A 5,447-nucleotide genomic window follows, 5' to 3' on the forward strand; every position below is an offset into this window, starting at 1 on the left:
GCTATCGCTTCGCCGGACTGACATTAGAGTGCCCGGCGAAGCCTCGGCGTAGCCGGGTCCCGGGCATCCACGTCCTTCGCGCCCGAGACAACGTGGATGGCCGGGTCAAGCCCGGCCATGACGGAGGAGAGGACTGCGCGATGCGTCGCTCAGTCATTCCGGGGCGATGCGCGAGCATCGAGCTATGATGTGCAATTGCACATCAGAGAATCCATTTCTCCACTGGCGTATGCAGCTCGATGGATTCCGGGCTCGTCCTTCGGACGCCCCGGAATGACGGAGAGAGCGATGCGCGCTTCACGCAGGCGGTTCATCCGGATCGAGTGCAGCCTCGAAGCGCGTCGATGCATCGCTTGCTTCGCCGGCCGCACCAAACACCGCGGCGGCGGTGATGTCCTTGGCGAGATGTGTGCATTCGAGCCAGACCAGATCGAGCATCAAGGGCGGCAGTTCGCGCGCCTGCTGCATGTTCCTGCAGCGGGCCTCGGCGCCTTCCATGCCCCACCATTGCTGGGCGACCGTCACGACTTTGCGGAAGTTGCGCAAGGTGCCCGACGACTTCGCGCGATCGACCTTGGCGAGCTGCGCGCAATGGTTCAGCCAGTTCAGCCCGGCGACGATCGCAATCGCGACATCGTCGACCGCACGTCCGGTGAAATCGATCACCGTGTCCTCGTGCGGCTGCTGGCGCAGGAATCCGTCGATCATCTCGGCTTGGCGCGATGGCTCCGTCAGCAGCGCGGAGTCGCGTCCCGGAATCATGGTCAGATAGCGCATCCCTTCCAGCCGCGTGTGGCGCCAGATTTCGCGCGGGGTGCTACTGGCATCGTTCGGTTTACGCTTGCAGGCGGGATAGACGAGCTCGCTGCGATCGGCCTTCTCGAGATATGTCGGGACGACCTTGTCCAGCCCCTGCAACAAGGCATCTGCGCCGGCCCTGGCATCCAGGACCTCTTCTGACGGCACCTCTCTGCCCCAACCAAACAAGGCCATGCTTGTTTCCAGCGTGATCCTCTCCTTTTACGAGTGTAGCACCGGCGCGGCCGATTGCACTGTGCCAATCCGCCGTATTTTCGGCAGAAACGGGGCCGCGGGCGGCAGGATCCAAGGGAACCGGCGCTTTCCTAGCGATTGACGAGCCAGATGATCACGCTCAGCACGATGCTGAGCAGTAGCGATGTCATCAGTGGAAAATAGAACGAATAGTTTGATCCCTCGACACGGATGTCGCCAGGCAGCCGACCGAGCCCGAGCTTGCCGATCACCGGCCAGAGCAGACCGGCGGCGAGGAGCAGCAGTCCGAGGATCATCAGCGTACGCTGCATCCGATGCCTCCAATTCGTAGGGCGGTTTATCGATCCGCCCCGCGAATATCGCTTAACCCCACGGTCCGCGCGAAGTGGACGCGCCGCCCCATGGGCTGCGGGAAGGATAGCCCGCCCCGGCGGTAGGTGCAGCACCGCCGCCGAGCTCGGCGGCGAGCTGCTGCAGCGCCGCGACGCGGTTCTCGGTCGACGGGTGGGTGGAGAAGAGATTGTCGACGCCATGGCCCGACAACGGATTGATGATAAACATATGCGCGGTCGCTGGATTGCGCTCGGCCTCGAAGTTCGGCACCTGGTGCGCGGCATTCTCGATCTTCATCAGCGCGGAAGCGAGCCACATCGGCTGGCCGACGATACGCGCGCCGAGATTGTCGGCGGCATATTCCCGGGTGCGGCTGATCGCCGTCTGCACCAGCATGGCTCCGAGCGGCCCCAGGATCATCAGCGCGATCGAGCCGACGACGCCTGGACCGCTGTTGCTGTTGCGGTGGCCGCCGAAGAACATGCCAAATTGCGCCAGCATCGAGATCGCGCCGGCGATGGTGGCGGTGATGGTCATCAAGAGCGTGTCGTGGTTCTTGATATGCGCAAGCTCGTGCGCGATCACGCCGGCGAGCTCCTCTCGGCTGAGCTGCTGCATGATGCCGGCGGTGACGGCGACCGCGGCATTCTGCGGGTTGCGGCCGGTGGCAAAAGCGTTGGGTTGCGCCTCGTCCATCACGAACACGCGCGGCATCGGCAGGCCGGCGCGGCTCGCGAGCTCGGCGACAAGGCCGACAAGCTCAGGCGCGGTGCGCGCATCGACCTCATGGGCGCCGTACATCCTGAGCACCATGCGGTCGGAATTCCAGTAGGTGAATAGATTGGTCGCGGCCGCAACCACCAGCGCGATCATCGCGCCGCTGGCGCCGCCGATGAGATAGCCGATCCCCATGAACAGGGCGGTGAGACCGGCCAGCAGAAGAGCTGTCTTGAAATAGTTCATCGTCGTTTCCCCTGCGTCGTTGCGGAAAAACCACTGTTGCAGGCGCACCTTAGGTAGGAACTTGCCCATCGCCGCCGCAAGTGGCGAAAGGTGCGTCGGGGCGACGCGGGCGGGCGGAAACAAGCAGGCTTCCTCCCACGTCGTCCCGGCGAAGGCCGGGACCCATAGCCACAAATGGTCGTTCTGGCGCGCGCAAGCAGCCGCACCCTAGCACAACAATGCACGTTTGTGGTTATGGGTCCCGGGCCAAGCCCGGGACGACGGTGGAGTGAGGGATAGCCCGAGCATAAAGCTTCACGTAAGATCATTACCATCTTTCGTAAGCCCATCCCCTAACGGCGAGTTCTGATGTTCAAGACCCGATTTGCGATCGCGGCCGTCACGATGATTGCGGCATCTGCAGCCTCCGCGCAGCAATTGTTGCCGGCACCGACACGTCAGGCACCGGCGGCTGCGCGGCCTGCGGCGGTGCCCTCCTCACGCGCGGCGGCTTGCCACAATGGCCAGAGCTTCGAGCGCTTCCTTGCCGATCTCAAGCAGCGCGCAGTGTCCGAAGGCGTGTCGCAGCAGGCGATCGCGGAAGCCTCGCCCTACCTCGTCTACAACCAGGGCATCGTCAACCGCGACCGCGGGCAGCGCGTGTTCGGGCAGATCTTCACCGAGTTCGCGGGGCGAATGGCCGCGCCCTACCGGATGCAGCAGGGACAGCAGCGCATCAAGACCTATGCAGCGGCGTTCGCGCGCGCGGAGAAGGAGTACGGCGTGCCGCCGGCGGTGATCGCGGCGTTCTGGGGACTGGAGAGCGACTTCGGCGCCAACATGGGCAATCTGCCGACGCTGCCTTCGCTGGTGTCGCTTGCCTATGATTGCCGGCGCTCGGAGATGTTCCAGAACGAGACCATCGCAGCCTTGAAGATCATCGACCGCGGCGACCTTTCGGCCGATGAGATGGTCGGCTCCTGGGCCGGCGAGCTCGGGCAGACGCAATTCCTGCCGACGCACTATTTCAACTATGCCGTCGACTACGACGGCGATGGCCATCGCAATCTCCTGAGCAGCGGGCCCGACGTGATCGGATCGACTGCGAACTATATCGCCAACGGATTGAAGTGGCGGCGCGGCGAGCCGTGGCTGCAGGAAGTGCGCGTGACCGCTTCCAACTTTCCGTGGGACCAGGCCGATCTCACGAACAAGCTGCCGCGTTCAAAATGGGCGCAGCTCGGCGTGACATATCCGGATGGACGTCCACTAGCGAATGACGACATGCCCGCATCGCTGCTGTTACCGATGGGACGAAATGGGCCGGCGTTCCTGGCCTATGCCAATTTCGCCGCCTACACCGAATGGAATAATTCGCTGATCTATTCGACCACCGCAGGCTATCTTGCGTCCCGCATCGCAGGCAGCCCGCCGATGCTGCGGCCTTCGGGTCCCGTGGCGCAATTGCCGTTCAACGAGATCAAGGAATTGCAGCAGCTCCTGGTGCGCGCCGGCTTCAATGTCGGCAAGGTCGACGGCGTGCTCGGACAGGCGAGCCGTAGCGCCGTGAAGGCGATGCAGATCAAATATGGACTACCGGCGGATTCCTGGCCGACCGCGGACCTGCTGGCGCGGATGCGCGGGCGCACCCAGCCGACGGAAGCGGCGATGCCGGCCGTTCGTTAGGACGTCAAGTCCGCTTCGGGAAATGACGCCTCTGTGACGGACCTGCTCAAGAGGTCGTTCTTGCTGCTCACATCCTGATTTGGAACAAATCCTACTGGGGCATTGCGCCCATCGCCGCAATGCACAAGTGTTGGGTATCGTTCATTTCCGGAAAGCCCCCATGAGCCAATCCTCCAAACTGTTCGAGCCCTTCAAGCTTGGTCCACTGACGCTGCCCAATCGGGCGGTGATGGCGCCGTTGACACGCAACCGGGCGGCACCGTCGAGCTTCGTTCCGAGCCCGCTCGCGGTCGACTATTACGCGCAGCGCGCCTCCGCCGGCCTTCTGATCACCGAGGCGAGCCAGGTCTCGCAGCAGGGCCAGGGCTACCAGGACACGCCCGGCATCTATTCGAAGGAACAGATTGCGGGATGGCGCAAGGTTACCGATGCCGTGCACGCGCGCGGCGGACGCATTGTCATCCAGCTCTGGCATGTCGGCCGCATCTCCCACACCCTGCTACAGCCGAACGGCGGCGCGCCGGTTGCGCCATCCGCGATCCGCGCCAAGACCAAAACCTTCGTCAATGGCAGCTTTACCGACGTGTCCGAGCCCCGCGCGCTCGAGCTCGCCGAAATTCCTGGGATCATCGAAGACTTCCGGCGCGGCGCGGCGAATGCGATCGAAGCCGGTTTTGACGGCGTCGAGATCCACGGCGCCAACGGCTATCTGCTCGACCAGTTCGCCAAGGATGGCACCAACAAACGCACCGACGCCTATGGCGGATCGATAGAGAACCGCGCGCGGCTGATGCTGGAAGTCTCGAAGGCGGTGGCCGCGGAAGTCGGCGCCGAGCGCACCGGCATCCGCATCTCGCCGGTGACGCCAGCCAATGACGTCTCCGACTCCAATCCGCAGCCGCTGTTCGATTACATCGTCGATGGGCTCAACGCGCTGAAGCTGGTCTATATCCACGTCATCGAAGGCGCGACCGGCGGGCCGCGCGATGTCGCGCCGTTCGACTACGCGTCGCTGCGCAAGCGCTTCAAGCAGGCATATGTGGCCAACAACGGCTATGATTTCGCGCTGGCGAACAAGGTGCTGGAATCCGGTGCCGCCGACCTGATCGCGTTCGGCAAGCTGTTCATCTCCAACCCCGACCTGGTCGAGCGCCTGAAGAGTGGCGCAGCGCTGAACGAATGGGACAAGGCCACGTTCTACGGCGGCGGCGCGAAGGGATACACGGACTATCCGACGCTGGAGGCCGCGGAAGCGGCGCAGTAAAGCACGCGCCGTCATTGCGAGGAGCGACAGCGACGAAGCAATCCATGCTGCCGCGCGCGCGGACAGCTGGATTGCTTCGCTTCGCTCGCAATGACGGGTGGAAAGGACGCCGTCTCTCTCCCACTGTCATTCCGGGGCGCGCGAAGCGTGAGCCCGGAATCCATCGGGCAGCAGGCGACGCCGTGAAATGGATTCCGGGCTCGCGCTT

Annotated in this window: 5 protein-coding genes; 2 read left to right on the forward strand and 3 right to left on the reverse strand. The window is 63.9% G+C overall.

The window, feature by feature from the left end; translation table 11 throughout:
• Positions 1 to 297: 297 nt before the first annotated feature.
• The 3 genes from ACZXDY_RS44470 to htpX form a co-directional block, all read right to left on the reverse strand.
• A complete protein-coding gene (locus ACZXDY_RS44470) occupies positions 298 to 993 on the reverse strand; it encodes a hypothetical protein (protein WP_464349830.1) in 696 nt (231 codons plus the stop codon).
• Between the two features lie 131 nt (positions 994 to 1,124).
• Positions 1,125 to 1,325 (reverse strand): DUF2905 domain-containing protein, encoded by a 201-nt coding sequence (locus tag ACZXDY_RS44475; RefSeq protein WP_028162555.1) that lies wholly within the window; start codon positions 1,323 to 1,325, stop codon positions 1,125 to 1,127.
• A 52-nt stretch (positions 1,326 to 1,377) separates the two neighbouring features.
• The gene (gene htpX, locus ACZXDY_RS44480) at positions 1,378 to 2,310 is read right to left on the reverse strand and encodes a zinc metalloprotease HtpX (protein WP_464349831.1); all 933 of its coding nucleotides are present in this window, start codon (positions 2,308 to 2,310) and stop codon (positions 1,378 to 1,380) included.
• Positions 2,311 to 2,658: 348 nt separating this feature from the next.
• Here htpX and ACZXDY_RS44485 point away from each other — a divergent pair, with 348 nt between their 5' ends.
• On the forward strand, positions 2,659 to 3,975 hold the full coding sequence (locus ACZXDY_RS44485) for a lytic murein transglycosylase (RefSeq protein ID WP_464349832.1): 1,317 nt from the start codon (positions 2,659 to 2,661) through the stop codon (positions 3,973 to 3,975).
• Between the two features lie 160 nt (positions 3,976 to 4,135).
• The gene (locus ACZXDY_RS44490) at positions 4,136 to 5,239 is read left to right on the forward strand and encodes an alkene reductase (protein ID WP_028162557.1); all 1,104 of its coding nucleotides are present in this window, start codon (positions 4,136 to 4,138) and stop codon (positions 5,237 to 5,239) included.
• The last annotated feature ends 208 nt before the right edge of the window (positions 5,240 to 5,447 follow it).

It is taken from the genome of Bradyrhizobium sp. LeoB3, from assembly GCF_055456055.1.

Excerpts from the sequence above, each read along its gene's own strand:
- ACZXDY_RS44470 (WP_464349830.1), bottom strand. The coding sequence starts at position 993 with ATGGCCTTGTTTGGTTGGGGCAGAGAGGTGCCGTCAGAAGAGGTCCTG.
- ACZXDY_RS44475 (WP_028162555.1), bottom strand. The coding sequence starts at position 1,325 with ATGCAGCGTACGCTGATGATCCTCGGACTGCTGCTCCTCGCCGCCGGT.
- htpX (WP_464349831.1), bottom strand. The coding sequence starts at position 2,310 with ATGAACTATTTCAAGACAGCTCTTCTGCTGGCCGGTCTCACCGCCCTG.
- ACZXDY_RS44485 (WP_464349832.1), top strand. The coding sequence starts at position 2,659 with ATGTTCAAGACCCGATTTGCGATCGCGGCCGTCACGATGATTGCGGCA.
- ACZXDY_RS44490 (WP_028162557.1), top strand. The coding sequence starts at position 4,136 with ATGAGCCAATCCTCCAAACTGTTCGAGCCCTTCAAGCTTGGTCCACTG.